This is a genomic window from Enterobacter sp. BIDMC92 (genome assembly GCF_001030225.1).
GTDB lineage: Bacteria > Pseudomonadota > Gammaproteobacteria > Enterobacterales > Enterobacteriaceae > Enterobacter > Enterobacter sichuanensis.
Genome location: NZ_KQ087598.1, coordinates 2,945,590 through 2,971,359 on the forward strand (window position 1 = coordinate 2,945,590; position 25,770 = coordinate 2,971,359).

Annotated in this window: 27 protein-coding genes; 9 read left to right on the forward strand and 18 right to left on the reverse strand. The window is 57.0% G+C overall.

What is annotated here, in order from left to right; genetic code table 11:
• Positions 1–91: 91 nt before the first annotated feature.
• Positions 92–1,234 carry an IS481 family transposase gene (locus SP99_RS13825; protein ID WP_047958958.1) on the forward strand — a complete coding sequence of 381 codons (1,143 nt, stop codon included), beginning with the start codon at positions 92–94 and terminating at the stop codon, positions 1,232–1,234.
• 84 nt (positions 1,235–1,318) lie between these two features.
• On the opposite strand, the gene lpxM is transcribed toward SP99_RS13825, so the two are convergent.
• The 3 genes from lpxM to znuA all read right to left on the reverse strand — a co-directional run bounded on the left by lpxM (position 1,319) and on the right by znuA (position 4,691).
• Positions 1,319–2,290: a lauroyl-Kdo(2)-lipid IV(A) myristoyltransferase gene (gene lpxM / locus SP99_RS13830; protein ID WP_047958959.1), complete on the reverse strand. Its 972-nt coding sequence runs from the start codon at positions 2,288–2,290 to the stop codon at positions 1,319–1,321.
• A gap of 121 nt (positions 2,291–2,411) precedes the next feature.
• Positions 2,412–3,731, reverse strand: coding sequence for a murein DD-endopeptidase MepM (mepM, locus tag SP99_RS13835; RefSeq protein ID WP_025756921.1), 1,320 nt, complete (start codon positions 3,729–3,731; stop codon positions 2,412–2,414).
• 15 nt (positions 3,732–3,746) lie between these two features.
• Positions 3,747–4,691 (reverse strand): zinc ABC transporter substrate-binding protein ZnuA, encoded by a 945-nt coding sequence (gene znuA, locus SP99_RS13840; protein WP_047959829.1) that lies wholly within the window; start codon positions 4,689–4,691, stop codon positions 3,747–3,749.
• Between the two features lie 77 nt (positions 4,692–4,768).
• Here znuA and znuC point away from each other — a divergent pair, with 77 nt between their 5' ends.
• Together znuC and znuB are read left to right on the forward strand one after the other, a co-directional pair.
• The gene (gene znuC, locus SP99_RS13845; protein WP_047958960.1) at positions 4,769–5,524 is read left to right on the forward strand and encodes a zinc ABC transporter ATP-binding protein ZnuC; all 756 of its coding nucleotides are present in this window, start codon (positions 4,769–4,771) and stop codon (positions 5,522–5,524) included.
• Positions 5,521–6,306: a zinc ABC transporter permease subunit ZnuB gene (gene znuB / locus SP99_RS13850; protein WP_047958961.1), complete on the forward strand. Its 786-nt coding sequence runs from the start codon at positions 5,521–5,523 to the stop codon at positions 6,304–6,306. The genes znuC and znuB overlap by 4 nt, the downstream gene beginning before the upstream one ends.
• 59 nt (positions 6,307–6,365) lie before the next feature.
• On the opposite strand, the gene ruvB is transcribed toward znuB, so the two are convergent.
• The 6 genes from ruvB to aspS all read right to left on the reverse strand — a co-directional run bounded on the left by ruvB (position 6,366) and on the right by aspS (position 11,621).
• Positions 6,366–7,376, reverse strand: a complete 1,011-nt coding sequence (gene ruvB / locus SP99_RS13855; RefSeq protein ID WP_025756924.1) for a Holliday junction branch migration DNA helicase RuvB — start codon at positions 7,374–7,376, stop codon at positions 6,366–6,368.
• Between the two features lie 8 nt (positions 7,377–7,384).
• Complete coding sequence (gene ruvA / locus SP99_RS13860) at positions 7,385–7,999, reverse strand: Holliday junction branch migration protein RuvA (protein ID WP_025756925.1); 615 nt, start codon at positions 7,997–7,999, stop codon at positions 7,385–7,387.
• Between the two features lie 80 nt (positions 8,000–8,079).
• Complete coding sequence (gene ruvC / locus SP99_RS13865) at positions 8,080–8,601, reverse strand: crossover junction endodeoxyribonuclease RuvC (RefSeq protein WP_014832404.1); 522 nt, start codon at positions 8,599–8,601, stop codon at positions 8,080–8,082.
• Positions 8,602–8,635: 34 nt separating this feature from the next.
• On the reverse strand, positions 8,636–9,376 hold the full coding sequence (locus SP99_RS13870) for a YebC/PmpR family DNA-binding transcriptional regulator (protein ID WP_045286369.1): 741 nt from the start codon (positions 9,374–9,376) through the stop codon (positions 8,636–8,638).
• Positions 9,377–9,403: 27 nt separating this feature from the next.
• Positions 9,404–9,847 carry a dihydroneopterin triphosphate diphosphatase gene (nudB, locus tag SP99_RS13875; protein ID WP_025756926.1) on the reverse strand — a complete coding sequence of 148 codons (444 nt, stop codon included), beginning with the start codon at positions 9,845–9,847 and terminating at the stop codon, positions 9,404–9,406.
• A gap of 1 nt (position 9,848) precedes the next feature.
• Complete coding sequence (gene aspS / locus SP99_RS13880; protein ID WP_045286368.1) at positions 9,849–11,621, reverse strand: aspartate--tRNA ligase; 1,773 nt, start codon at positions 11,619–11,621, stop codon at positions 9,849–9,851.
• Positions 11,622–11,884: 263 nt separating this feature from the next.
• On the opposite strand from aspS, the gene SP99_RS13885 reads away from it, so the two are divergent.
• The 5 genes from SP99_RS13885 to cmoB are packed head-to-tail and all read left to right on the forward strand — an operon-like array spanning position 11,885 to position 15,465.
• Complete coding sequence (locus SP99_RS13885; protein WP_047958962.1) at positions 11,885–12,451, forward strand: hydrolase; 567 nt, start codon at positions 11,885–11,887, stop codon at positions 12,449–12,451.
• Positions 12,448–13,266 carry a DUF72 domain-containing protein gene (locus SP99_RS13890; protein WP_047958963.1) on the forward strand — a complete coding sequence of 273 codons (819 nt, stop codon included), beginning with the start codon at positions 12,448–12,450 and terminating at the stop codon, positions 13,264–13,266. Before SP99_RS13885 ends, SP99_RS13890 begins: the two co-directional genes overlap by 4 nt.
• Before the next feature lie 51 nt (positions 13,267–13,317).
• A complete protein-coding gene (locus SP99_RS13895) occupies positions 13,318–13,713 on the forward strand; it encodes an MAPEG family protein (protein WP_025756930.1) in 396 nt (131 codons plus the stop codon).
• 40 nt (positions 13,714–13,753) lie between these two features.
• Positions 13,754–14,497: a carboxy-S-adenosyl-L-methionine synthase CmoA gene (gene cmoA / locus SP99_RS13900; protein ID WP_025756931.1), complete on the forward strand. Its 744-nt coding sequence runs from the start codon at positions 13,754–13,756 to the stop codon at positions 14,495–14,497.
• Positions 14,494–15,465, forward strand: a complete 972-nt coding sequence (gene cmoB, locus SP99_RS13905; RefSeq protein ID WP_025756932.1) for a tRNA 5-methoxyuridine(34)/uridine 5-oxyacetic acid(34) synthase CmoB — start codon at positions 14,494–14,496, stop codon at positions 15,463–15,465. Before cmoA ends, cmoB begins: the two co-directional genes overlap by 4 nt.
• Before the next feature lie 145 nt (positions 15,466–15,610).
• Here cmoB and cutC read toward each other — a convergent pair whose 3' ends face one another.
• The gene (cutC, locus tag SP99_RS13910; RefSeq protein ID WP_047958964.1) at positions 15,611–16,354 is read right to left on the reverse strand and encodes a copper homeostasis protein CutC; all 744 of its coding nucleotides are present in this window, start codon (positions 16,352–16,354) and stop codon (positions 15,611–15,613) included.
• Between the two features lie 78 nt (positions 16,355–16,432).
• Complete coding sequence (locus SP99_RS13915) at positions 16,433–16,993, reverse strand: VOC family protein (protein ID WP_047958965.1); 561 nt, start codon at positions 16,991–16,993, stop codon at positions 16,433–16,435.
• A gap of 239 nt (positions 16,994–17,232) precedes the next feature.
• Here SP99_RS13915 and argS point away from each other — a divergent pair, with 239 nt between their 5' ends.
• The gene (argS, locus tag SP99_RS13920; RefSeq protein WP_047958966.1) at positions 17,233–18,966 is read left to right on the forward strand and encodes an arginine--tRNA ligase; all 1,734 of its coding nucleotides are present in this window, start codon (positions 17,233–17,235) and stop codon (positions 18,964–18,966) included.
• 54 nt (positions 18,967–19,020) lie between these two features.
• On the opposite strand, the gene flhE is transcribed toward argS, so the two are convergent.
• From flhE to cheR, 7 genes are all read right to left on the reverse strand, one after another.
• Positions 19,021–19,413 (reverse strand): flagellar protein FlhE, encoded by a 393-nt coding sequence (flhE, locus tag SP99_RS13925; RefSeq protein ID WP_047958967.1) that lies wholly within the window; start codon positions 19,411–19,413, stop codon positions 19,021–19,023.
• On the reverse strand, positions 19,413–21,491 hold the full coding sequence (gene flhA / locus SP99_RS13930; protein ID WP_045285655.1) for a flagellar biosynthesis protein FlhA: 2,079 nt from the start codon (positions 21,489–21,491) through the stop codon (positions 19,413–19,415). Before flhA ends, flhE begins: the two co-directional genes overlap by 1 nt.
• Entirely contained in the window at positions 21,484–22,632 is a 1,149-nt protein-coding gene (gene flhB, locus SP99_RS13935; protein ID WP_025756937.1) for a flagellar biosynthesis protein FlhB, read from the reverse strand. The genes flhA and flhB overlap by 8 nt, the downstream gene beginning before the upstream one ends.
• Positions 22,633–22,779: 147 nt before the next feature.
• Complete coding sequence (gene cheZ, locus SP99_RS13940; protein ID WP_008500432.1) at positions 22,780–23,424, reverse strand: protein phosphatase CheZ; 645 nt, start codon at positions 23,422–23,424, stop codon at positions 22,780–22,782.
• Positions 23,425–23,434: 10 nt separating this feature from the next.
• Positions 23,435–23,824 carry a chemotaxis response regulator CheY gene (gene cheY, locus SP99_RS13945; protein WP_008500431.1) on the reverse strand — a complete coding sequence of 130 codons (390 nt, stop codon included), beginning with the start codon at positions 23,822–23,824 and terminating at the stop codon, positions 23,435–23,437.
• A gap of 17 nt (positions 23,825–23,841) precedes the next feature.
• The gene (locus tag SP99_RS13950) at positions 23,842–24,891 is read right to left on the reverse strand and encodes a protein-glutamate methylesterase/protein-glutamine glutaminase (protein ID WP_014884341.1); all 1,050 of its coding nucleotides are present in this window, start codon (positions 24,889–24,891) and stop codon (positions 23,842–23,844) included.
• Entirely contained in the window at positions 24,888–25,754 is an 867-nt protein-coding gene (gene cheR / locus SP99_RS13955; protein ID WP_008500429.1) for a protein-glutamate O-methyltransferase CheR, read from the reverse strand. The genes SP99_RS13950 and cheR overlap by 4 nt, the downstream gene beginning before the upstream one ends.
• Positions 25,755–25,770 lie beyond the last annotated feature (16 nt).

The window sequence follows — 25,770 nt, forward strand, 5'->3', positions numbered from 1 at the left end:
GGTGTACGGTCCGGGGACATAGTGAACGCTTGTTCGGGGACATGGTAGACACTTACAACTAAGGCATAAGAACCCGTTTATGGAGTCGCTTATGCCCTGGGATGCGAGAGATACCATGTCATTACGTACCGAGTTTGTTTTGTTCGCCTCGCAGGACGGGGCGAACATCCGTTCCCTCTGCCGTCGCTTCGGCATTTCACCTGCCACCGGCTACAAGTGGCTTCGTCGCTGGGCGGAGGAAGGGGCCTCCGGCCTTCAGGACCGCCCGCGCATACCGCACCATTCCCCGAACCGCTCATCTGACGACATCACTGCCCTGCTGCGCATGGCCCATGACCGTCATCAACGCTGGGGAGCCCGCAAGATTAAACGCTGGCTGGAAGACCAGGGGCACACCATGCCCGCCTTCAGCACCGTTCATACCCTGATGGCCCGTCACGGCCTGCTGCCGGGCACTTCACCGGGCATTCCCGCCACGGGACGGTTCGAACATGACGCGCCCAACCGGCTCTGGCAGATGGATTTTAAGGGCCACTTTCCCTTTGGCGGTGGCCGCTGCCATCCGCTCACTTTGCTGGACGACCACTCCCGTTTTTCCCTGTGCCTGGTGCACTGTAACGATGAACGTCGAGAGACCGTGCAGCAGCAGCTGGTCAGCGTGTTTGAACGCTACGGCCTGCCGGACAGGATGACGATGGATAACGGCTCACCGTGGGGAGACACCACCGGCACCTGGACGGCGCTGGAGCTGTGGCTGATGCGCCAGGGTATCCGGGTGGGGCACTCCCGGCCGTATCATCCGCAGACGCAGGGCAAGCTGGAGCGTTTTCACCGCAGCCTGAAGGCGGAAATGCTTCAGGGGAAGTGGTTCGCGGACAGCGGTGAACTGCAGCGCGCCTTCGACCACTGGCGGACGGTCTATAACCTTGAACGCCCGCATGAGGCGCTGGATATGGCGGTACCGGGCTCGCGGTATCAGCCGTCATCGCGACGGTACAGCGGCAACACAACGCCCCCGGAATACGACGAGGGCGTGATGGTCAGGAAAGTGGATATCAGCGGAAAGCTGAGCGTGAAAGGGGTAAGTCTGAGCGCGGGTAAAGCGTTCAGGGGAGAACGGGTCGGACTGAAGGAGACGCAGGAGGATGGCTGCTATGAAGTGTGGTGGTACAGCACGAAAGTGGGGGTGATCGACCTGAAGAAAAAGTCGATCACCATGGGTAAAGGATGTTAAAAAGTGTTCACCATGTCCCCGAACACCTGTCTACCATGTCCCCGGACTGTACAGTGGGGAGAGGGACAGGGTGAGGGGTGTTTTTTATTTCTTTGGATACAGCTCTTTGCGTTTATACGGCTCTTTTTCACCTGGCTTACGCGTTTTGAGCAACTTCAGGATCCACGTGTACTGCTCAGCATGCGGTCCCACCAGAATCTCCACCTCTTCATTCATGCGACGGGCGATGGTGCGATCGTCCGCGGTGAGCAGATCGTCCATCGGCGGACGCACCTCAATGCTCAGGCGATGGGTATTGCCATCGTAGGTCGGGAAAAGCGGTATCACGCGGGCGCGGCACACTTTCATCAGGCGGCCAATCGCGGGCAGAGTCGCCTTATAGGTTCCGAAGAACTCCACAAACTCACTGTGCTCCGGGCCGTGGTCCTGATCCGGCAAATAGTAGCCCCAGTATCCCTGACGCACAGACTGAATAAACGGTTTAATACCGTCATTTCGCGCATGCAGGCGGCCACCAAAACGACGACGTACGGTATTCCAGACGTAATCGAAGATCTTGTTGCCCTGGTTGTGGAACATTGCCGCCATCTTCTGACCCTGAGAGGCCATCAGCATGGCAGGAATATCCACGCCCCAGCCGTGCGGAACGAGAAAAATGACTTTCTCCTCGTTGCGTCGCATCTCGTCGATAATCTCCAGCCCTTTCCAGTCAACGCGCTCCATGACTTTCTCCGGCCCTTTCAGCGCCAGCTCAGCCATCATCGCCATTGCCTGCGGGGCGGTGGTATACATTGCGTCAATAATGGCCTCGCGCTCGGCATCGCTCTTTTCCGGGAAGCAGTAATAGAGGTTAATTTGCGCGCGGCGACGGGCGCTTTTGCCTAAGCGTCCGGCCAGTCGGCCTATTTTGCCCAGCACAGGATCGCGAACGGAGGCCGGCAGCATCGCGATGCCCGCAAAGGCGTAAACGCCAAGCCAGGCGCCCCAGTTGCGCGGATGACGAAAGGATTTTTCAAACTCAGGAATGTATTCAATATTGTTTTTTTGGGTTTCCATGCTGGATCCAGGGTCTGATGACGCAAAATTTAATGCAGATAGTGTAGCGAGGCAGTCGCCCACGCACAAAAGAAAAAGCCGGCGCATACTGACGCCGGCTTTTTTAACAAAAACAGGAAGCTTAGTTTAAGCTCAGCTGCGGCACCACCTCTTTTACCTGCGCCAGGTAATCAGTACGATCTTTACCCGTCAGGCCTTCAGTGCGCGGCAGTTTCGCCGTCAGCGGGTTCACCGCTTGCTGGTTGATCCACACTTCATAGTGCAGGTGCGGGCCGGTGGAACGTCCGGTATTGCCGGAGATGGCGATACGGTCGCCACGCTTCACTTTCTGGCCCGGTTTGACCAGCAGCTTACGCAGGTGCATATAGCGAGTGGTATACGTACGGCCATGACGCACCGCGACATAATAACCGGCTGCACCGCTACGTTTGGCGACCACCACTTCACCATCCCCTACCGCCAGTACCGGCGTACCCTGCGGCATAGCGAAGTCAACGCCACGGTGCGGCGCGACGCGTCCGGTGACCGGGTTCAGGCGACGCGGGTTAAAGTTAGAGGAGACACGGAACTGTTTGGCTGTCGGGAAGCGCAGGAAACCTTTCGCAAGTCCCGTACCGGTGCGGTCATAGAACTTACCGTCTTCGGCGCGGATCGCGTAGTAATCTTTGCCCTCGGAGCGCAGACGTACCCCCAGCAGCTGGCTTTGTTCGCGCTTGCCATCCAGCATTTCGCGGGACATCAGGACGGAAAACTCATCGCCCTTCTTCAGTTTGCGGAAATCCATTTGCCACTGCATGGCTTTAATCACCGAACTGATTTCAGCGCTGGTCAATCCTGCATCGCGCGCGCTGGAGACAAAGCTCGCGCCCACGGTACCTTTCAGTACGCTGTTAACCCAGTCGCCCTTCTGCATTTCGCTGGTCATCTTGAAACCGTTTGCAGTGCGATCGTAGGTGCGGGTTTCACGGCGGGACATTTCCCAGGTCAGGCGTTGCAAATCCCCGTCCGCGGTTAATGTCCAGGAGAGCTGTTGCCCAATTTTCAGGTTGCGAAGATCTTTATCAGCAGCCGCCAGCTGGCTGATATTGCCCATGTCGATGCCGTACTGGTTCAGCACGCTGCTGAGCGTGTCCCCGGTTGAAACAACGTATTCGTGGATACCCGCTTCGTTTTCGGTTTTATCGTCCAGCTCATCCTGCGGGATGGCTTCATCTTCCTGGGCCGCCTGGTCAATCGGTTCACTGGCTTCAGGCAGCAAAGAACGGATTTCGCTCTTCTCAAGCTCTATGGTTTTGATGATAGGGGCAGAACTCGGGTGGTAAACATAGGGCCGCCAGACGGCGACCGCTAAGGTGAGAACTGTAAGCGACCCCAGCATAACGCGGTGGGGTCGAGGCAGATTGTTAAATGCCAGAGCGACAGAGCGGGCTATCTGTTGCACGTATTCACTTCCTCGTTAATCTCCTTTCAGGCAGCTCGCATACTGGTTCGCCAGTTGGCTGAGGAACTGCGAATAGCTCGCTTTGCTCAACTGGATATTCGTTCCTAGCGGGTCAAGGGTCCCCATGCGCACGGATGTCCCCCTGGCCACGGCTTCTACGACCGCTGGCCTGAACTGTGGCTCAGCAAAAACGCATGTTGCTTTTTGCTCAACCAGCTGTGTTCTGATTTCATGTAAACGCTGCGCACCAGGCTGAATTTCAGGGTTGACGGTGAAGTGACCCAGCGGGGTCAGGCCGTAGTGTTTTTCGTAATAGCCGTAGGCGTCATGAAAAACGAAATACCCTTTTCCTTTCAACGGTGCGAGCTCATTACCTACCTGCTTATCGGTTGCGGCTAATTGTGCCTCAAAATCCTTCAGGTTGGCGTCAAGTTTGGCTCGACTTTGCGGCATAAGTTCCACTAATTTGTCATGGATTGCAACCGCCGAAAGCCGCGCTATCTCTGGGGAAAGCCAAAGATGCATGTTGTACTCGCCGTGATGGTGATCCTCATCACCTTTTTCACTGTCAGCATGATGATGGTCATGTTCGTCACCGTCGTCATCCGCGCCTTTCATGAGCAGCGGTTTCACTCCGGGAAGTGTGGCAATTGCGACCTGTTTTTCACCCGCGATCTGTTTGGCCGACTTCTGCATAAACGCTTCCATTTCTGGTCCAATCCAGACCACTAAGTCTGCGTTTTGTAAGCGTTTTACATCCGAAGGGCGCAGGGAATAGTCATGCTCAGATGCCCCATCCGGGAGTAAAACCTCAGTCTGTGTCACCCCATCAGCAATGGCCGACGCGATGAACCCGAGCGGTTTAAGCGAAGCGACAACGGCAGCGTTAACATCTTGTGCGGTTGTACCCCAAAGGGCAGCGGATAATGCTGCGAAAAGAAGCGTATTTTTATGTAACATAATGCGACTAATCATCGTAGTGAATGCGTGAAATGTGATATTATAACATTCGTTGACTTCTTCAAGCTTAAAATGACATGACGACATTGGTTTCTCTTGAAAATATTTCGGTCTCATTTGGTCAGCGCCGCGTCCTCTCTGACGTGTCGCTGGATCTGAAGCCCGGTAAAATTCTAACGCTGCTCGGCCCCAATGGCGCAGGTAAATCGACCCTGGTGCGCGTGGTGCTGGGTCTGGTCGTCCCCGATGAAGGCGTGATCGCGCGAGAGGAAAAATTGCGAATCGGCTATGTGCCGCAAAAACTTCACCTCGATGCCACGCTGCCCCTGACGGTCAGCCGTTTCCTGCGTTTGCGTCCCGGCACGCGGAAAGCGGATATTCTCCCGGCACTGAAACGCGTGCAGGCGGGTCATCTTATCGATGCGCCGCTGCAAAAACTTTCCGGCGGCGAAACGCAACGTGTTTTACTTGCCCGCGCGCTGTTGAGCAGCCCACAGCTGCTGGTCCTGGATGAGCCCACCCAGGGGGTGGATGTTAACGGCCAGGTCGCGCTGTACGACCTCATCGACCAGCTGCGCCGGGAACTGAACTGCGCGGTGCTGATGGTCTCCCACGATTTACATCTGGTGATGGCGAAAACCGATGAAGTGCTGTGCCTCAACCATCATATCTGCTGTTCCGGCACGCCTGAAGTGGTATCAATGCATCCGGAATTTATCTCCATGTTCGGCCCTCGCGGCGCTGAACAGCTGGGCATTTATCGCCATCATCATAATCATCGCCATGATTTACAGGGACGAATCGTTCTGCGTCGGGGAAATGGACACTCATGATTGAATTATTACTGCCCGGCTGGCTGGCCGGGATTATGCTTGCCTGCGCCGCGGGGCCGCTGGGCTCGTTTGTGGTGTGGCGCAGAATGTCCTATTTCGGTGATACTCTGGCGCATGCGTCTCTGTTGGGCGTTGCCTTTGGCCTGCTGCTGGATGTAAATCCCTTCTATGCGGTGATTGTCGTCACGCTGCTGCTCGCGGCCGGTCTGGTCTGGCTGGAAAAACGTCCTCACCTTGCCATCGACACGCTGCTGGGCATCATGGCGCACAGCGCCCTGTCCCTGGGTCTGGTGGTGGTCAGTCTGATGTCGAATATCCGTGTCGATCTGATGGCCTACCTGTTCGGCGACCTGCTGGCCGTGACGCCGGAGGATCTGATCGCTATCGCCATTGGCGTGATCGTGGTCCTGGGGATTTTGCTCTGGCAGTGGCGTAATCTGCTGGCGATGACCGTCAGCCCCGATCTGGCGTTTGTCGACGGCGTGAAGCTGCAGCGTGTAAAACTGCTGCTGATGCTGGTGACGGCGTTAACCATAGGCGTGGCGATGAAATTCGTTGGTGCGCTGATTATCACCTCACTGCTGATTATTCCGGCCGCCACGGCACGTCGTTTTGCGCGTACGCCGGAACAGATGGCCGGCGTGGCGGTTGTCGTCGGCATGATTGCCGTGACGGGGGGATTAACCTTCTCGGCGTTCTATGATACGCCTGCGGGGCCGTCCGTAGTACTGAGTGCGGCGGTGTTGTTTATCTTCAGTATGATGAAGAAGACGGCAAGTTAACATCGAGGGCGCTGATGCCCTCACCCTGACCCTCTCCCATGGGGAGAGGGAATTACGCATTACGGCATTGCCGGTGGCGTAATACCGAAATGATTCCACGCCCGCACTGTTGCCATGCGTCCACGCGGGGTGCGCTGCAGGAACCCCTGCTGAATGAGATACGGCTCAAGCACATCTTCGATCGTTTCGCGCTCTTCACCGATCGCCGCCGCCAGGTTATCCAGCCCGACCGGACCGCCAAAGAACTTGTCCAGCACCGCCAGCAGCAGCTTGCGGTCCATATAGTCAAAACCTTCAGCATCAACGTTCAGCATATCCAGCGCCTGCGCGGCAATCTCGGCTGAAATCGTGCCATCATGCTTTACTTCAGCAAAGTCGCGCACGCGGCGCAGCAGACGGTTAGCGATACGCGGCGTGCCACGGGAGCGCTTCGCCACTTCAAACGCCCCTTCTTCGCTCATATCCAGCCCCATGTAGCGCGCGCTGCGTCCCACAATATGTTGCAGGTCCGGCACCTGATAAAACTCCAGGCGCTGCACGATACCAAAGCGGTCACGCAGCGGAGAGGTTAACGACCCGGCACGGGTGGTGGCACCAATCAGGGTAAACGGCGGGAGGTCGATTTTGATGGAGCGCGCAGCCGGCCCTTCACCGATCATGATATCCAGCTGGTAATCTTCCATCGCCGGATAGAGCACCTCTTCCACGACCGGTGACAGGCGGTGGATCTCATCAATAAACAGCACGTCATGCGGTTCGAGGTTGGTCAGCATCGCCGCCAGATCGCCCGCCTTCTCCAGCACCGGGCCGGAGGTGGTACGCAGGTTGACGCCCATCTCATTGGCGACGATATTCGCCAGCGTGGTTTTCCCCAACCCCGGAGGGCCAAAGATCAGCAGGTGATCGAGCGCATCGCCGCGCAGTTTTGCCGCCTGGATGAAAATTTCCATCTGGGAACGGACCTGCGGCTGGCCGATATACTCATCAAGCAGTTTCGGGCGGATCGCGCGATCCACCACATCTTCTGCCTGAAGGGTGCCTGCCGATACCAGGCGATCTGCTTCAATCATCCTTTACCTCACAATGCAGCGCGCAGCGCTTCACGAATCAGGGTTTCACTGCTGGCATCCGGTTTGGCAATTTTGCTCACCATACGGCTGGCCTCCTGAGGTTTATAGCCCAGCGCCACCAGCGCAGCAACCGCTTCTTGCTCGGCGTCATCATCCGTCGCAGGCGCGCCAGGAGACGTCAGTACCAGATCGGCAGCCGGGGTGAAGAGATCGCCATGCAGTCCTTTAAAGCGGTCTTTCATCTCGACAATCAGGCGCTCGGCGGTTTTTTTGCCGATGCCAGGAAGTTTAATCAGCGCCGCAGGATCTTCACGCTCAACGGCATTCACAAACTGCTGAGCTGACATACCGGATAAAATTGCCAGCGCCAGTTTCGGCCCCACCCCATTAGTTTTAATCAACTCGCGGAACAGGGTGCGTTCCTGTTTGTTATTGAAACCGTACAGCAGTTGCGCATCTTCACGCACCACAAACTGGGTAAAGACAATCGCCTCTTTGCCCGCGTCCGGCAGCTCGTAGAAACAGGTCATCGGCATATGGACTTCATAGCCCACGCCACCCACTTCCAGCAGCACTAACGGGGGTTGTTTTTCAATGATGATGCCTCTGAGTCTGCCTATCACGTGACGCTCCTGCGTTCTGGAAGAAATTAACTGCCGACATAATAAAAAAAGGCTGGATAAACATCCAGCCTGATTTGTCATTATCGTAACCTGCCTCGCGCCAGATTGAGCCGCGACTCGCTCATTTGCATCGCGTTCTGGCTGACGTGGCAGTGGGTAATCGCGATAGCCAGCGCATCCGCGGCGTCGGCCTGCGGGTTCGCGGGAAGCTTCAGCAAGGTCCGCACCATGTGCTGCACCTGGCTTTTCTCCGCGCTACCAATCCCCACCACCGTCTGCTTGACCTGTCTTGCCGCGTATTCGAATACCGGCAAATCCTGGTTCACCGCCGCCACAATGGCCACCCCCCGCGCCTGACCGAGCTTTAACGCCGAATCGGCGTTTTTCGCCATAAAGACCTGCTCGATGGCGAAATAATCTGGCTGAAACTGGGTGATGATCTCCGTTACGCCTGCATAGATAAGCTTCAGGCGTGACGGCAGATCGTCCACTTTGGTGCGAATACACCCGCTGCCAAGGTAGGTTAGCTGGCGTCCTACCTGACGGATGACGCCATAACCGGTGACGCGTGAGCCAGGGTCAATCCCGAGGATAATCGACATCACGCGTCTCCTGTAACGGATTTACACGCTCTCATCAGAGAGTCGCTGCAACCTCATCAGAGATTTCACCGTTGTGATACACTTCCTGCACGTCGTCACAGTCTTCCAGCATGTCGATCAGACGCAGCAGTTTCGGCGCGGTTTCCGCATCCATGTCTGCTTTGGTAGAAGGGATCATGGAGACTTCAGCGTTGTCCGCTTTCAGACCCGCCGCTTCCAGCGCATCACGCACCGCACCCATCTCTTCCCACGCGGTGTAAACATCGATTGCGCCATCATCGTAGGTCACGACGTCTTCCGCACCGGCTTCCAGCGCCGCTTCCATGATCACATCTTCGTCGCCTTTCTCGAAGGAGATGACGCCTTTTTTGCTGAACAGGTATGCCACGGAACCGTCAGTCCCCAGGTTACCACCGCATTTGCTGAAGGCATGACGCACTTCTGCAACAGTACGGTTACGGTTGTCAGACAGACATTCAACCATCACCGCGGTACCGCCAGGGCCGTAACCTTCATAAATGATGGTTTCCATGTTCGCGTCTTCATCACCGCCCACGCCACGTGCGATAGCACGGTTCAGGGTGTCACGCGTCATGTTGTTAGACAGCGCCTTATCCACCGCCGCGCGCAGACGCGGGTTAGAAGCTGGATCGCCGCCGCCCAGACGTGCTGCAGTCACCAGCTCGCGAATAATTTTAGTAAAGATCTTACCGCGCTTGGCATCCTGTGCCGCTTTGCGGTGTTTGGTGTTGGCCCACTTACTATGACCTGCCATAAAAAGTTCTCCAAAAATCGCGCCTTCTCAGGCTGCGTTAATTACAAATTCTTCAATCGCCTGCCGGTTGCTCCACGACTTGGTCAGTGCGGCGGCATCCGCCGCATTCACCCAGCGGTAGGTCAGGTGTTCGGTAAACACGATCTCCCGCTCATGGGGAAGCGCGAGACAGAACCACGACTCCGTATTGCGCTCGGTACCCGGCGCGTAGCGATGACGTAAATGGCTAAAAATTTCAAACTCCACCGTACGCTGACAGTCCTTCAGGGTCAGTTGCTCGCGGGCAACATCAATGGCGACCTCTTCCTTTACTTCGCGCGCGGCGGCCTGCAACGCGGTTTCCCCCTCTTCCAGACTGCCGGTAACCGACTGCCAGAAATCAGGGTCATCGCGCCGCTGCAACATCAGCACCCGCTTCGTGTCTTCTGCATAGATGACCACCAGGACCGAAACGGGAAGCTTATATGTCATATCAGTTTTTCTCTTCCTTCTTCACCACGTCAATGCCCAGCTCAGCCAGCGCGGCCGGGTTGGCAAAGCTTGGCGCTTCGGTCATCAGACACGCTGCTGCGGTGGTTTTCGGGAAGGCAATAACATCACGGATGTTATCGGTGCCGGTCAGCAGCATGGTCAGACGGTCAAGACCGAAGGCCAGACCCGCATGCGGAGGCGTACCGTATTTCAGCGCGTCCAGCAGGAAGCCGAATTTCTCGCGCTGCTCCTGCTCGTTGATGCCCAGGATACCGAACACGGTCTGCTGCATTTCACCGCTGTGAATACGCACGGAACCGCCGCCCACTTCGTAGCCGTTGATAACCATGTCATAAGCGTTAGCGACCGCATCTTCCGGCGCCGCTTTCAGCTCTGCAGCCGTCATGTCTTTCGGCGAGGTGAACGGGTGGTGCATCGCGGTCAGACCGCCTTCGCCGTCATCTTCGAACATTGGGAAGTCAATCACCCACAGCGGCGCCCATTTGGACTCGTCGGTCAGGTTCAGATCTTTACCCAGCTTCAGACGCAGCGCGCCCATCGCATCCGCTACGATTTTCTTGTTATCTGCGCCGAAGAAGATCATATCGCCATCTTGCGCGCCGGTGCGCTCAAGGATCGCTTCCACGATCTCCGCGTTCAGGAATTTCGCGACCGGGCTGGTGATCCCTTCCAGGCCTTTCGCGCGCTCGGTGACTTTAATATAAGCCAGACCTTTCGCGCCGTAGATCTTGATGAAGTTGCCGTAGTCGTCAATCTGCTTACGGCTCAGTGCCGCACCGCCCGGTACGCGCAGCGCAGCGACACGGCCTTTGGCGTCGTTAGCCGGGCCGGCAAAGACCGCAAATTCTACGGATTTTACCAGGTCCGCCACGTCCACCAGCTCCATCGGGTTACGCAGGTCCGGTTTATCAGAGCCGTAGCGACGCTCGGCTTCAGCGAAGGTCATGATCGGGAAGTCGCCCAGTTCAACGCCTTTCACGTCGTTCCACAGGCTACGCACCAGCGCTTCCATCACTTCACGCACCTGTTCGGCGGTCATGAAGGAGGTTTCCACATCGATCTGGGTAAATTCTGGCTGGCGGTCAGCACGCAGGTCTTCGTCACGGAAGCATTTCACGATCTGATAATAGCGATCGAAGCCGGACATCATCAGCAGCTGTTTGAACAGCTGTGGAGACTGTGGCAGCGCGTAGAATTTGCCTTTATGAACGCGGGATGGCACCAGGTAATCGCGCGCGCCTTCCGGCGTGGCTTTGGTCAGCATCGGGGTTTCGATGTCGAGGAAACCGTGGTCATCCATAAAACGGCGCACCAGGCTGGTGATTTTCGCACGGGTTTTCAGGCGCTGAGCCATTTCCGGGCGACGCAGATCCAGATAGCGGTATTTCAGACGCGCTTCTTCAGTGTTGACGTGGTTGGAGTCCAGCGGCAGCGCTTCAGCACGGTTGATGATCGTCAGATCGGACGCCAGCACTTCAATGGCACCGGTCGCCATGTCCGCGTTGACGTTTTTCTCGTCACGCGCACGTACGGTGCCGGTGACCTGAATGCAGAACTCATTACGCAGCTCAGAAGCCAGCTTCAACGCGTCCGCACGATCCGGATCGAAGAACACCTGAACGATACCTTCGCGGTCGCGCATATCGATGAAGATAAGGCTACCAAGATCACGACGACGGTTGACCCAACCACACAGGGTTACCTGCTGTCCGACGTGGGACTGACGCAGCTGCCCGCAATATTCTGTACGCATGAGATATCCCTTAATTAGCCGCAGGCTAAATGTCGCCTGGCGTGCAGGCTACTATGTCGCAGCTTTCTGTATGTCACAACTGGATGAAAAAAGGCGGCTATTATACTGGAAATTCCGCCGGACGATAAGAGCGAACCACGGCCAGACGGTCGTTTGCTGCACGCTTATTGTCTATTCTCACAAAAATTAACAAAATTATCCGACCGATAACAGGCCATCACGTCGTATGGTGTCTGGAAGTGGTTAATTTAACGGGAGTAACGATGTTAACATTTGATGCCAGCAAAACCGCGCTTGTGGTGATTGATTTACAGGAAGGCATACTGCCCTTTGCCGGTGGCCCGCACAGCGCGGACGACGTGGTAAGCCGCGCCGCTCGCCTGGCGGAAAAATGCCGCGCCAGCGGTGCCCCGGTGGTTATGGTCCGTGTCGGCTGGTCAGCCGATTACGCCGAAGCGTTAAAACAGCCCGTTGACGCACAGGCTCCTGCGCGTGCCCTGCCGGAAAACTGGTGGACGTACCCGGCCTCACTCGGCAAACGCGACAGCGACATTGAAGTGACTAAACGTCAGTGGGGCGCATTTTACGGCACCGATCTCGAGCTACAGCTACGCCGTCGCGGCATCGACACCGTTATTCTGTGCGGCATTTCCACCAACATCGGCGTGGAATCTACCGCCCGTAACGCATGGGAGCTGGGCTTTAATCTGGTGATCGCCGAGGATGCCTGCAGCGCCGCCACCGCGGAACAGCACCAGGGCAGCATGACCCATATCTTCCCGCGCATTGGCCGCGTGCGCAGCACGGATGAGATTTTACGCGCGCTATGATGTATGTGGGTTTGCCCCAGTGGTCGCACCCGAAATGGGTGCGCCTTGGCATCACCAGCCTTGAGGAGTATGCCCGACACTTCAACTGTGTCGAGGGTAACACCACCCTGTATGCGCTCCCCAAAGCAGAGGTTGTTGCGCGCTGGCGGGAACAAACGACGGATGACTTCCGCTTCTGCTTCAAGTTTCCGGCCACCATTTCCCACCAGGCCGCGCTGCGCAACTGCGGAGAGTTGACCGAAGAATTTTTTACGCGCATGTCACCGCTGGCGAACCGCATTGGTCAGTACTGGCTCCAGCTTCCCGCCACGTTTGCCCCGCGCGACCTGCCTGCGCTCTGGCAGTTCCTGGATGCCCTGCCCCGTGACTTCACCTACGGCGTCGAAGTCCGACACCCGCAATTCTTTGCGAAGGGCGAAGCGGAAAAAGCCCTCAATCGCGGCCTGCTTGAGCGTTCCGTTAACCGGGTGATCCTCGACAGCCGCCCCGTCCACAGCGCCATCCCGCACAGTGAAGCGATTGTGGATGCCCAGCGCAAAAAACCGAAAGTGCCGGTTCACGCCATTGTGACCGCGCAGAACCCGATGGTGAGGTTTATCGGCAGCGATAATATGCAGCAAAACCAGGCGATGTTCGCCGTCTGGCTGCAGACATTAGCGAAGTGGGAACAGACCACCACGCCGTATCTCTTTTTGCACACGCCGGATATCGCCCAGGCACCCGAACTGGTCGATGCTCTGTGGCAGGCCTTGCAGGCTGCGGTCCCGGCCGTAGGAAGCGCCCCTTCCATTCCACAACAATCTTCTCTTTTCTGATATCACCCCCTATCATAGGGAAGTGCCATCTGCCAAAAACAGGGAGTTTGTATGGTCAGCGCGCTGTATGCGGTGTTAGGTGCATTACTGCTGATTAAGTTTTCATTTGATGTTGTGCGCCTCAGAACGCAGTACCGCGTCTCTTACGGCGACGGCGGATTTTCTGAGCTACAAAGCGCTATCCGCATTCACGGCAATGCGGTTGAATATATCCCCGCGGGATTAATCCTGTTGCTTTTTATGGAGATGAATGGCGCAGAAACCTGGATGGTACACATCTGTGGCCTGCTGCTGATTGCTGGCCGGTTAATGCATTATTATGGCTTTCACCATCGCCTGTTCCGCTGGCGTCGTTCCGGCATGAGTGCGACCTGGTGTTCACTTTTGCTGATGGTGCTGGCTAACCTGTGGTATATGCCGTGGGAGTTGGTTTTCTCCCTCCATTAGCGCACAATACGCCACTTTATTTTTCCCGGATTTTTACGTTATGTCAGATCGCGACACGCTTTTTTCCGCGCCTATCGCCAGCCTGGGCGACTGGACCTTCGATGAACGGGTAGCTGAAGTCTTCCCGGATATGATCCAGCGCTCTGTTCCCGGTTATTCCAATATTATCTCTATGATCGGCATGCTGGCTGAGCGCTTCGTTCAACCCGGCACGCAGGTCTATGACCTGGGCTGCTCGCTCGGCGCGGCAACGCTGTCGGTTCGTCGTAATGTTCACCACGAAGGCTGTCGGATCATCGCCGTCGATAATTCCCCGGCCATGGTGGAACGCTGCCGTCGCCATATTGACGCGTACAAAGCCCCTGTTCCGGTGGACGTGGTGGAAGGCGATATCCGTGATATCGAGATCAATAACGCGTCGATGGTGGTGCTGAATTTCACCCTGCAGTTCCTGGTGCCTGAAGACCGCCAGCGTCTGCTGGACAAAATTTATCAGGGGCTGAATCCTGGCGGCGCGCTGGTGCTCTCAGAGAAATTCAGCTTTGAAGATGCCGAGGTTGGCGAGCTGCTGTTCAATATGCACCACGATTTCAAGCGTGCGAACGGCTACAGCGAGCTGGAGATCAGCCAGAAACGCAGCATGCTCGAAAACGTGATGCTGACGGACTCCGTGGAAACCCACAAAGCGCGCCTGCGTCAGGCCGGTTTTGAGCACAGTGAACTGTGGTTCCAGTGCTTCAACTTTGGCTCTCTGGTGGCGCTGAAAGCGGGGAATGCGGCATGATTGAGTTCAGCAACTTTTATCAGCTGATTGCCAAAAGCCCGCTCTCCCACTGGCTGGAGACGCTGCCTGCGCAAATTGCCGCCTGGCAGCGGGACCAGCAGCACGGCCTGTTAAAACAGTGGTCGAATGCGGTGGAATACCTGCCCGAGCTGACCCCGCATCGTCTGGATCTCCTGCACAGTGTGACTGCCGAGAGCGCAGAACCGCTTCCGGCAGGTCAGGTCAACCGCATCGAAACGCTGATGCGTAACCTGATGCCGTGGCGTAAAGGGCCATTTTCCCTTTACGGCGTGAACATCAATACCGAATGGCGCTCTGACTGGAAATGGGATCGCGTTCTGCCGCATCTTTCCGACCTGACCGGGCGCACCATTCTGGACGTCGGGTGCGGCAGCGGTTACCACATGTGGCGCATGATTGGCGCAGGGGCGCATCTGGCAGTGGGTATTGACCCGATGCAGCTCTTCCTGTGCCAGTTTGAAGCGGTGCGTAAACTGCTGGGTAACGACCAGCGCGCGCACCTGCTGCCGCTGGGCATTGAGCAGCTCCCGGCTCTGAAAGCCTTTGATACCGTGTTCTCCATGGGCGTGCTTTACCATCGCCGCTCTCCGCTGGAGCATTTATGGCAGCTTAAGGATCAGCTGGTCAGCGGCGGTGAACTGGTGCTGGAAACGCTGGTGGTGGAAGGTGACGAAAATACCGTTCTGGTGCCGGGTGACCGCTACGCGCAGATGCGCAACGTCTACTTCATCCCTTCCGCGCTGGCGCTGAAGAACTGGCTGGAGAAGTGCGGGTTTGTGGATGTACGGATTGCCGACGTCAGCGTGACCTCCATCGAGGAACAGCGCCGCACCGACTGGATGGTCACCGAATCGCTGGAGCAGTTCCTCGACCCGGCCGATCGCAGCAAAACCATTGAAGGCTATCCGGCCCCGATGCGTGCGGTGCTGATTGCCACGAAGCCGTAGTATTTATCCCCTCACCCTAACCCTCTCCCCACAGGGGAGAGGGGCGAATGGCGAATAAAAAAAGGCCCCTGTTGAAATTGCAGGGGCCTGGTACAAGCAAGCATCATATTGGGCGACATGATGCGCGGTAAAAATCGGTACGTTGCTACACGTGATGGCGCTCAATCAGCGACTTCATTTCCGCAACCGACTCTCCCTCTACACCGTAGCGTGAGTACTCATCCGCTTCAGCATCCGTCGACATTGACAATCCTGTATTGCGATAACGCATGGGCGACGGCATCCATTTGCCTGCCGAGCTGTGCAGCTCTTCAACCCCGGCGTTTAAAAACCGTTCCAGATTGCTGGCACGGACTCCCGCACCCGCCATTATTATTGGAACACCGGAATGGGCTTTTAGTTCCGTAATTAATTGCAGTCCTTTTTCAGCAGACGCCTGCTGCCCGGATGTCAGAATGCGCGCCACGCCCAGTTCGCCCAGCGTATCAAAGGCTTGCAGGGGGTTTTTACACATATCAAACGCACGATGAAACGTGACGGCCATTCCTTTCGCGGCGTCCATGACCTGACGCATACGCGGCAGATCGATTTCACCGTCTTCATTAAGCAGACCAATGACCAGACCGGGGAACCCCATATCGCGCACGAGGGCGATATCTTCAAGCATGGCGCCGAACTCACCCGGCGTGTAACAAAAATCGCCGCCGCGAGGACGAATAATCGGGTGAACGGGAACGGTGATGGCCTCACGGGCAGACTTCAACACGCCGTACGAGGGCGTCAGCCCGCCCTCTTTGGGTGCCGCACACAGTTCGATGCGGTCAGCTCCGTGTTTTTGCGCGGTCACGGCACACTCCACGCTGTAACAACAAATCTCCAGCAGCGCCATTTAATCCTCCTGAAATCCCACTTAACGAATCATCATGACACGCCGGCCGTTTTCAGTCCCGGCGTGAACTCACATCTCTTACGCTTCACTGGCAACAATCTGCTCAATGGTCCACGGATGAAACTTCACCGTGACCTGTCCGTCAGTGACGGCAAGCGTCGGGTTAGGTAACCGCTCGCGTTCGCCTTTGGGTGAGCTCGTTTTCACATAAATCCCCGGCTGGCTTAAGCCTTCGTCAGATAACAGCGCCAGCGCGCGCGCGTTCAGTGTTTCAGGCTCACCCGGCAGGACAATTTCGATGTGTTCCCAGCCTTCGTGCGGATAGCGTTTCTCGCCCGGCCACGGCAGTTCAACCACGGTAAATTGCCAGTGCGCCACGCAGACCGGCTGGTGCAGTTTGAACAGGCAAATCGGACGGCTATTAATGATGTTCTCAGAGAGTAACTCGCCACACTGTTCGAACCCGCGACGCCAGCGCTCGGCGGTCGCATTCTGATGGCAGCGCAAAGAGATGTGATCGGCCTCAAGCGGCGCGATATCCAGACCAAGACGGGTGGCAAGTTCTGTGAACGCCTGGGTGAAGCGCGGTAAATCTGCGGAAATATCATGCAGTTCGTCAATGGATTGCCAGTTCGCCATAAGTCAGTCTCTTATCGTGTCGCAAAGCCGCTAATTTACTCTGTTGCCCTGTTTTGACCAACCGCTGAATACGGCTTTTTATGACTGCATGATTATGCACACCTTCTTAGCCTGGATTCTGAGCAATCTTCGGCCCCCGCGATGCTGACGCCAGAAGGCATTTGCAGTATACTCCCGCCCTAAATTCTTTAACTGGCGCGGGCGGTTGTAGGCCCGCATCAAAAACGTAAGGTATCCAGGTGAATATTCAGGCTCTTCTCTCCGAAAAAGTCAGTCAGGCACTGATTGCCGCAGGCGCGCCTGCGGATTGCGAACCGCAGGTTCGTCAGTCAGCAAAAGTACAGTTTGGCGACTATCAGGCTAATGGCGTGATGGCAGTGGCTAAAAAACTGGGCATGCCGCCGCGACAACTCGCTGAGCAGGTACTGACGCATCTGGATCTCTCCGGCATTGCCAGCAAAACTGAAATTGCCGGTCCGGGCTTTATTAATATCTTCCTGGATCCTGCGTTCCTGGCAAGCCACGTTGAGGCGGCACTGAAATCTGACCGTCTGGGTGTTTCCCGGCCACAAGCGCAGACCGTGGTAATCGACTACTCCGCTCCGAACGTGGCGAAAGAGATGCACGTTGGCCACCTGCGCTCCACCATCATCGGTGATGCCGCGGTGCGTACGCTCGAATTCCTTGGTCACAAGGTGATTCGTGCGAACCACGTGGGCGACTGGGGTACCCAGTTCGGTATGCTGATTGCTTACCTGGAAAAACAGCAGCAGGAAAACGCGGGTGAAATGGCGCTGGCGGACCTGGAAGGGTTCTATCGCGAAGCCAAAAAACACTACGACGAAGACGAAGCCTTTGCCGAACGCGCGCGCAGCTACGTGGTAAAACTGCAGGGCGGCGATCAATACTTCCTCGAGATGTGGCGCAAGCTGGTTGACATTACCATGTCTCAGAACCAGCTCACCTATAACCGTCTTAACGTCACCCTGACCCGTGACGACGTGATGGGTGAAAGCCTGTACAACCCAATGCTGCCGGGTATTGTGGCTGATCTGAAAGCGAAGAACCTGGCGGTTGAGAGCGAAGGCGCAACGGTTGTGTTCCTTGATGAGTACAAAAACAAGGAAGGCGAACCGATGGGCGTGATCATCCAGAAAAAGGATGGCGGCTATCTCTACACCACTACCGACATCGCCTGCGCGAAATACCGTTACGAAACGCTGCACGCCGACCGCGTGCTGTACTACATCGACTCCCGTCAGCACCAGCACCTGATGCAAGCGTGGACGATTGTGCGTAAAGCCGGTTACGTACCGGATAGCGTGCCGCTGGAACACCACATGTTCGGCATGATGCTGGGTAAAGACGGCAAGCCGTTCAAAACCCGCGCGGGCGGTACCGTGAAACTCTCCGATCTGCTGGACGAAGCGCTGGAACGCGCCCGCCGTCTGGTGGCCGAGAAGAACCCGGATATGCCTGCCGATGAGCTGGAAAAACTGGCCAACGCCGTGGGTATCGGTGCGGTGAAATACGCGGATCTTTCCAAGAACCGTACCACCGACTATATCTTCGACTGGGATAACATGCTGGCCTTTGAAGGCAATACCGCGCCATACATGCAGTATGCTTACACCCGCGTGCTGTCCGTATTCCGTAAAGCCAATATTGACGAAAGCGTGCTGGCGAATGCGACGGTGACCCTCAGCGAAGATCGTGAAGCGCAGCTGGCGGCGCGTCTGCTGCAGTTCGAAGAGACGCTGACGGTTGTCGCGCGTGACGGTACACCGCACGTGATGTGTGCTTACCTGTACGATCTGGCGGGCCTGTTCTCCGGCTTCTACGAGCACTGCCCTATTCTGTCTGCGGAAAATGAAGCGGTCCGTAACAGCCGCCTGAAGCTGGCGCAGCTGACGGCGAAGACCCTGAAGCTGGGTCTGGATACTCTGGGTATCGAAACCGTAGAGCGTATGTAAAAAAAGAAACCCGGCAATCGCCGGGTTTTCTTTTATGCGCTGACGGTGCGACCGTCAGCGGTAGTTCACGATAACGGAATTACTCTGCACTTTCAGCGCCGGGATCAAACGTCCACCGCCCGGTACTTCCCAGATAAAACGTAAAGGCTCGATTGCCGGCACGCCGTTAAACGCCTGGGTCGTACCACTTTCGCCATCGATTTCCGTACAGCGCGTCTGAGAGCAGAGACGGACCTGCAGTCCGGCAGGTGTGGGGCCAATCAGCCTGTAGTTCCAGACCACCAGCCCCATCAGACCGGAAACCGCTTCAGACGGCGACAGCGGGTTAGACGACATGGCGACGCCCCGGTTGCTGAGCGTCACGCCCATGCTGCTTGCCTGCCAGGTGCCTCCCCCGGCAGCCTGTACCGCCAGTGGGAAGAACAAAATCCATAACCATTTACGCATTATTTTCCTCCAATCGTGGCTGTCATGCGGATATGACGGTTATCCGACAGTTCCAGATTCGACAGCACCACCAGCTGATTCAGGCTACGACGCAGGAAGCGCGACAGCAGCGGACGCAGCGCATGATTCACCAGCAGCACCGGTGGCGCTCCCAGCATCTCCTGACGCGCCAGCGCCTCCTGCGTTTGCGCCAGCAGACGATCCGCCAGACCCGGCTCCAGCCCGCCGCCGCCCTGCAGGGCCTGCAGCAGCAGACGCTCAAGCGGCGTATCGAGGCCAATAACCTGCACTTCCCCGGTTCCGGGGAACCACTGCTGGGTGATTGCCCGGCCCAGCGCCACACGCACCACCGCCGTCAGCTCGTGCGGATCGCTTTGTAACGGCGCATGCTCGGCCAGGGTTTCCAGAATGGTACGCATATCGCGGATCGGTACTTTTTCGTCGAGCAGATTTTGCAGCACCTTGTGCAGCGTGGTTAACGTCAGCACGCCCGGGACCAGATCTTCGGTCAGCTTCGGCATCTCCTGGGTCACGCGGTCCAGCAGCTGCTGCGCTTCCTGACGGCCAAACAGCTCCGCCGAGAATTGTCCAATCAGGTGGTTAAGATGGGTCGCCACCACGGTACTGGCTTCTACTACCGTATACCCCTGGATCTGCGCCTGCTCTTTCAGGGCGCTTTCAATCCAGATAGCGGCCAGGCCAAAGGCCGGATCGGTAGTTTGTTCCCCCGGCAGCGTGCCTGCGGCAGTGCCCGGGTTAATCGCCAGCCAGCGGCCTGGATAGGCATCGCCGCTGCCAATTTCGACACCTTTCATCAGAATGCGGTAGCGCGCAGGCGGAAGATCCATATTGTCCCGGATGTGTACCACCGGCGGCAGGAAGCCCATATCCTGGGCGAATTTTTTACGGATACTGCGAATTCGGCCAAGCAGCTCGCCATCCTGCTGGAAATCGACCATCGGGATCAGGCGATACCCCACCTCCATGCCCAGGGAATCTTCCAGCTGCACATCGTTCCAGGTGGCTTCGACGGCCTGGGTGTTCTCCGGCATCTTGACCGGAACAGGTTCCGCCGACGGTTTGGTTTCACGGCCGCGCATCCACCAGGCAAGCCCCAGCAGAGCCGCCGTAAACAGCAGGAAAACGAGGTTTGGCATCCCCGGCACCAGACCGAGTAACCCGAGAACCGCCGCAGCCAGCAGCATGACGCGCGGGTTGCTGAACAGCTGGCCCACCATTTGCTCGCCAACGTCCTGATCGGTACTCACGCGGGTGACAATCACACCCGCGGCCGTGGAGATCACCAGCGCCGGGATCTGGGCGACCAGACCATCACCAATGGTCAGCAGCGTATAGCTTTCCGCCGCGTGGCCCATGTCCATCCCGTGCTGCAGTACCCCCACCAGCAGGCCGCCGACCACGTTAATCACCATGATCAGAATGCCGGCGATGGCGTCACCGCGCACAAACTTACTCGCACCGTCCATCGAGCCGTAGAAGTCCGCCTCCTGGGTCACTTCCGCACGGCGTTTTTTGGCTTCATCTTCGGCGATAAGCCCGGCGTTCAGGTCGGCGTCGATCGCCATCTGCTTGCCCGGCATTCCGTCCAGCACGAAACGCGCGCCCACTTCCGCGATACGCCCCGCACCTTTGGTGATAACCATAAAGTTGATGATAACGAGGATAACGAACACCACGATCCCGATTGCGAAATTACCGCCCACCAGGAAGTGGCCGAACGCTTCCACCACTTTACCTGCCGCTGCCGCACCGGTATGACCTTCCATCAGGATGATACGCGTGGACGCCACGTTGAGCGCCAGGCGGAGCAAGGTGGTAAATAGCAGAATGGTCGGGAACGCGGCGAACTCCAGGGTACGCTGGGTGAACATCGCCACCAGCAGCACCATAATGGACAGCGCAATATTGAAAGTGAAAAGCAGATCGAGGATGAACGCCGGGAGAGGCAATACCATCATCGACAGAATTAGCAGGATCAAAATCGGCCCGGCAAGGATCTGCCATTGGGTCGATTTCAGGTTGCCGGGCAGGCGCAACATTGCCACCAGATTAGCCATCAGTGTCCTTCTCGTTCATAAAATCCAGCGCGGCAGGCACCGGAAGGTTCTCAGGTTTCACAGGCCGTTGACCACCGGCCAGACGCCAGCGCTTCAACTGCCATACCCAGGCCAGCACTTCCGCCACGGCGGCGTAGAGTTGTCCCGGGATCTGTTGTCCAATATCCGCATGACGGTACAGGGCACGCGCCAGCGGTGGGGCTTCGAGGATCGGCACACGGTGTTCAGTGCCAATTTCACGGATACGCAGCGCGATCAGACCCGCCCCTTTCGCCACCACTTTCGGCGCGCTCATTTTGTTTTCGTCATAGCGCAGCGCAACGGAGTAGTGTGTCGGGTTGGTGACGATGACGTCGGCCTTCGGCACGTCGTCCATCATCCGGCGACGGGCGGCGGCACGTTGCATCTGGCGGATACGCCCTTTCACGTGCGGGTCACCTTCCATCTGCTTGTATTCGTCACGGATATCCTGACGTGACATCCGCAGTTTCTTGAAGTGGCTATACAGCTGGAAAATCACGTCAAAACCCACCATCGGGATAATGCTGAGCACCACCAGTAGCGCGCAGAGTCCAACCAGGTTCAGCGCATTGCTCATCGCGGTGAGAGGCGATTCGCTGATAAGGCGCATCATTTCCGGCCAGTGGTACCAGAGGTAAAACCCCGCGGAACTGCCCATCAGTACCGATTTGAGAATGGCTTTAAGCAGCTCAGCCCCGGTTTGCGCAGAGAACATTTTCGCAATGCCCGGCAGCGGGTTCAGCTTGGAAAATTTCGGTTGCAGCGATTTGGCGCTAAAGACCAGACCGCCGAGCATGACCGGAGAGACCAGCGCAACCAGCACGACCCCGGTAATCAGCGGCAGCAACGCGACCATCGCCCCTTTTATCAGCTGAATAATCTGGCTGAGGATCAGGTTCGGGTCGTTGACCATACTGTGGTCAAAACGTAAGCCGGTTGAGAGCATTCCCGCCAGCTTGCGGGCGAGCGACTCCCCACCCCACCAGATGATGCACACCCCTACGATAAGGATCAGCAGGGACGTTAATTCTCGGGATCGGGGGATCTGCCCTTCCTCACGCGCCTTTTCTAGTCGGTGGGGTGTGGGGGCTTCCGTTTTGTCGTCGTTCTCTTCTGCCACAGTGCATGCTCAGCCCATTACGTCACGGGTATCATGCCAGCGCAGCGGAAATCCAATGGCGGGAAAAGCCCGTTTATTCGGGCTCTTTTCGGTGATTCTGGCGTAAACCGCCTCAGGCGGCGTGACCTCCTGAGGCGGAACGAACTATCAGAAGCCCAGGCTGTCCAGCAGATCGTCGACCTGATCCTGGCTTGCCACCACGCCCGCCTTGCTGGCGTCGAGCTGTGGACCATTAAGCAGGCTTTCGTTCTCGCGTTTTGGACGGGCAGCCGGTTCCGGAATGTTCTCCAGCAGCACCATCAGCAGCTGACGCTCAATCTCCTGGATCACATCCATCATGCGCTTGATCACCTGACCGGTGAGGTCCTGGAAATCCTGCGCCATCATGATGTCGAGCAACTGGGCGTTGGTGAAGCTGGTGTGGCCCGGCACATCCCCCAGGAACTGGCGGGTATCGGTCACCAGTTCGCGGGCATCCGCCAGCTCAATCGGGTTCTCAAACCACTCATCCCAGCGTTTGGTCAGCGCTTTCGCCCCCTTTTCCATCGCATCCTGGTGCGGTTGTGACGCTTCAACGCTGTTCAGCGCACGTTCCGCGGCTTGCGCGGTCATCTGAACGACGTAGTCCAGGCGGTCGCGGGCATCAGGGATCGCTTCCGCCGCTTCGGCAATTGCCTGATCCAGTCCCAGCTCACGCAGGCTGTCACGCAGCATGCGCGTCAGGCTGCCGATGCGTACGATGATGTCGCTCGGCGAGTGTTCTTCAACGGGTTTCATAGCAGGTTGCATCATGACCAACACCTCACATGCCGAGTTTCTCGAAGATCTTACCGAGCTTCTCTTCCAGGGTCGCCGCGGTGAATGGCTTCACCACGTAGCCGCTTGCGCCCGCCTGTGCAGCGGCAATGATGTTCTCTTTTTTCGCTTCTGCAGTGACCATCAGAACCGGCATAGAGGCCATTCCCGCGTCCGCACGAATGGTTTTGAGCAGTTCCAGACCGTCCATGTTTGGCATGTTCCAGTCGGAGATAACAAAACCAAACCCGCCCGCCTGCAGTTTGTTCAGCGCGTCAACGCCGTCTTCTGCTTCTTCAACGTTGTTGAAACCCAGCTCTTTCAGCAGGTTGCGCACGATGCGACGCATGGTGGAAAAGTCATCCACAACCAAAAACTTAAGCTCTTTATCCGCCATAAAATAATACTCCTGAGTCAAATACGTATTGCCTGTCCGGCACTGATTTTCGCCAGCATCTGCTGGCTTACCTGGCTAAGATCGACCACTTCGCTCACGCCACCCATATTGATGGCCTCGCGCGGCATGCCGAACACCACACAACTTGCTTCATTCTGCGCAATCGTCCAGGCGCCAGCCTGGTGCATTGCAAGCATTCCGGCGGCACCATCGTTGCCCATCCCCGTCAGGATCACCCCAACGGCGTTGCGCCCCGCATGTTTCGCCACCGAATGAAACAGCACATCCACCGACGGACGGTGCCGGTTAACCGGCGGTCCGTCATGAATTTTGATCTGATAGTTAGCGCCGCTGCGCGCCAGCTCCATATGCTTGTCGCCCGGGGCGATATACGCATGTCCCGGCAGCACGCGCTCGCCGTCTTCCGCCTCTTTCACGCTGATCTGGCACAGCTTGTTGAGACGCTCGGCGAACGAACGGGTAAAGCCTGGCGGCATATGCTGAGTGATCAGAATACCCGGACTCGACAGCGGCAATGGCTGGAGTACATGACGAATTGCCTCTGTTCCTCCGGTTGACGCGCCAATGACCAGCAATTTTTCCGAGCTGAGTAACGGACCGGCTTTTAAGGTCGCCGGTGCGGCCATCGGCTTATGCGCGGCAAGCTTCGCCCGCGACGCGGTGCGGATCTTCTCGGCAATCATTTCGCTGTACGCCAGCATCCCCTCACGAATGCCAAGCTGCGGTTTGGTGACAAAATCCACCGCCCCCAGCTCCAGCGCACGCAGGGTGATTTCCGATCCTTTCCCGGTCAGGGAAGAGACCATCACCACCGGCATTGGCCGCAGTCGCATTAATTTTTCGAGGAAATCTATGCCATCCATGCGCGGCATCTCGACATCCAGCGTGAGCACGTCGGGGTTATATTTTTTAATTAAATCCCGCGCTACCAGTGGGTCAGGCGCAGTAGCCACCATCTCCATGTCGCTGTGGCTATTGATAATTTCAGTCATGATCTGACGCATCAGCGCTGAATCATCGACAGACAATACCCTGATTTTACTCATGCTTTTTCCTTACTCAGCGCATATACCGTTTGCCCACGCAGGCTAAACTCACGCACGAGGTTGCTGAAGTTTTCCGAGTGCCCGGCAAACAGTAAACCGTCAGGCTTGAGCAACGGAACAAACCGACGCAATATGTCCTGTTGCGTCGTTTTATCAAAATAGATCATGACGTTACGGCAAAAAATGGCGTCGAACGGCCCCGGCACGTTGTACTGCTTATCCAGCAGGTTAACGGGCGCGAATTCGACGCAGTTCGCCAGCTCCTGGCGTACGCGTACCAGGCCTTCATGCGGGCCGGTGCCGCGCATGAAATACCGCTGCAGCTGCTGCGGAGAGAGTGTTTTCAGTTCATCCTGGCGATAAACCCCGTTACGCGCCTTCTCCAGCACCTCGGTATCGATATCGCTGGCGTAGACTTTCCAGCGTCCGGGGGCCATTCCCAGCGTGTCGGCAAGAGTGATCGCCAGCGAATAAGGCTCTTCCCCCGTCGAAGCGGCCGCACTCCAGACGCGATACTCCCCGGTGCGACGGCGTGCGTGCTCGGCCAGTACCGGGAAGTGGTGAGCTTCGCGGAAAAACGCCGTCAGGTTAGTGGTTAAGGAGTTAATAAAAGCCTGCCACTCAGCGCTGTTCTGGTTCGCTTCGAGCATGCTCAGATAGCGACCAAAATCATCCAGCCCCAGCGTACGCAAGCGCCGCACCAGTCGGTTGTAGACCATGTCTCGCTTATGATCCGCAAGCACGATCCCCGCACGCTGGTAGATTAACTGACATATCCGACGAAAATGCGCGTCGGACAGCGCGAGGCGCTGTGTCATCTGCAACAATAATGACGTTTGCCCAGGAGGCATTGGTGATGTCATAGCGCCTTCTTAATTA